Source organism: Roseibium sp. TrichSKD4, from assembly GCF_000148725.1.
GTDB lineage: Bacteria > Pseudomonadota > Alphaproteobacteria > Rhizobiales > Stappiaceae > Roseibium.
The window spans coordinates 1,041,789-1,043,695 of record NZ_GL476320.1; the positions used below are offsets into that span (position 1 = coordinate 1,041,789).

At 56.8% G+C, this 1,907-nt stretch carries 1 protein-coding gene; it reads left to right on the plus strand.

Annotated features, from left to right (window positions below; translation table 11 throughout):
- Positions 1-1,907: hemagglutinin repeat-containing protein (locus TRICHSKD4_RS31010; RefSeq protein ID WP_168157076.1), on the plus strand; the 1,907-nt coding region annotated here is incomplete at both ends.

Here is a 1,907-nt window from a genome sequence, read left to right on the forward strand (position 1 = left end):
GCTCTGGCTGCGCAAGCCAGCATGCAGCTGACACCGGGCGTATCTCTAAATCGGGAGCAGGTCGCAGCGCTCACCTCCAACATTGTCTGGCTGGAAGAGACCATCGTCAACGGCCAAAAGGTTCTCGCTCCGCGTCTCTATATGGCCCCCGCCAACCGCTCGACCATTCAGCTGGCCGGATCGCGGATCACGGGGCAGGACGTCAAACTCGAAGCTGGTACAATTGAAAACGAGGGCGCGATTACCGCGGTTGCCTCGCTTGATTTATCGGCAGCAGAAAACCTGACCAACCGAGGCGGTACGCTATCTGGTGAAGCCGTCACGCTCCGTGCGGGAGATACCTTTGCCAATGAATCCGGCACTGTTTCAGGCGGTACAGTTGCGATAACGGCAAAGAATGTCCGAAACGAAACGCTCAAACGGTCTGCTGAAATTGAAGGTGGGTCGTTCGAAGTTGCGCAGCGCCGAGCCTCCATCTCTGCTGGCAGTTCCCTGTCCATTACAGCAGAAGAAGACATTGTCAGCACCGGCGGCGATCTTGCATCCGAAGGAGATGCCTCGCTGAGTGCTGGTCGGGATATCCGTCTGGAAGCCCTAAAGACCGAAGCCGGGTTCAACATGGATTCCGACGTGGGTACGACCCGCGTCGATGCTACGCGTTATGACAAGGGCACGGTCAGCGCAGAGGGCAACCTGTCCATTGAAAGTGGCCGCAACATCGCCGTGATCGGAACGGATGTGGCTGCTGGTGAAGACGCAACACTCAATGCAGGTGAGAATGTCGTCATCGGCTCAGTGCAAAACCGTCTTCGCAGCGAAAACACACAAGCCTTCAAAGGCGAAAGCCGCCACAGCATCAAGGATAACTCGCAGACGGTTGGGTCCACCATCAGCGCTGGAAACAACGTCACAATTGGCGCAGGCGAAGATGCCTCGATCAAGGCAAGCAGCGTTACCAGCGGCGGTGATCTTGCGCTAAGCGCGGAAGGTGACATTAACATCACCGGCGACAAGGCCGTGCAGTCGGAATATTACAAGTCCACGTCCAAGCGGTTCCTTTCACGCAAATCTCATCTGGTTGATGGTCAGGATGAGGTCTATTCCGGATCACTTCTCATGTCTGACGGCGATGTGTCGATCACATCCGGCAAGGACGTGACGGTGAAAGGCTCCACTGTCATCAGTGAGAATGACACCACGATTGAAGGGGACACCGTTGCTCTGGCGGCGGATACAACCTCCTCGGAGTTTTTGGAAGTCAAGAAAAAGTCGGGTTTCTTTGCAGAAAGAGCGCAAGGTGGATTTGGCGTAACCGCTGGGTACCGCAGCCAGAAGGATGAGTTCAGCGCACAAGGCGAAACCGCAATTGTCTCCAGCGTTGGCGCGGGTGGTTCCGTGACCATCAACGCACGGGACGACATTCGCTCCGAAGGGGCTGTTGTTGCAGCCGAAGATGATATCACGCTTAAGGTGGCCAACGATATCGAGCTTCTGTCGACCTATGATCTGGCCATGCAAAGCCAGCGGCACGAAAAGAAGCAGATCGGTGTGACGATCAGCGTTTTTGAAAACGTGTCCGCCCCGGTCAAAACATTGATCGATACGCCGCGCGCGGCGCTGTCGGGCAAGGGCAATGCCGGGTTCAAGGCCATATCCGGGGTATCTGCAGGCCTGAGGGCGCTGGATGCGGCCAACTCGTTGAAGTCCATGGCAGAAGGTGGCACGGTTGCGGGTGTCCGCCTCGGTATCGGCGTTTCCTCCGAAAAATCTCGCGATAGCCAGCAGTCCAGCATCGCGCAAGTGTCCAACCTGTCAGCTGGCAATGACCTGACCCTGGAAGCGGGCCGTGACATTGTCTCCGAAGGGGCGCAGATTGATGTTGGCAATGATGCCACCCTCACAGCAGG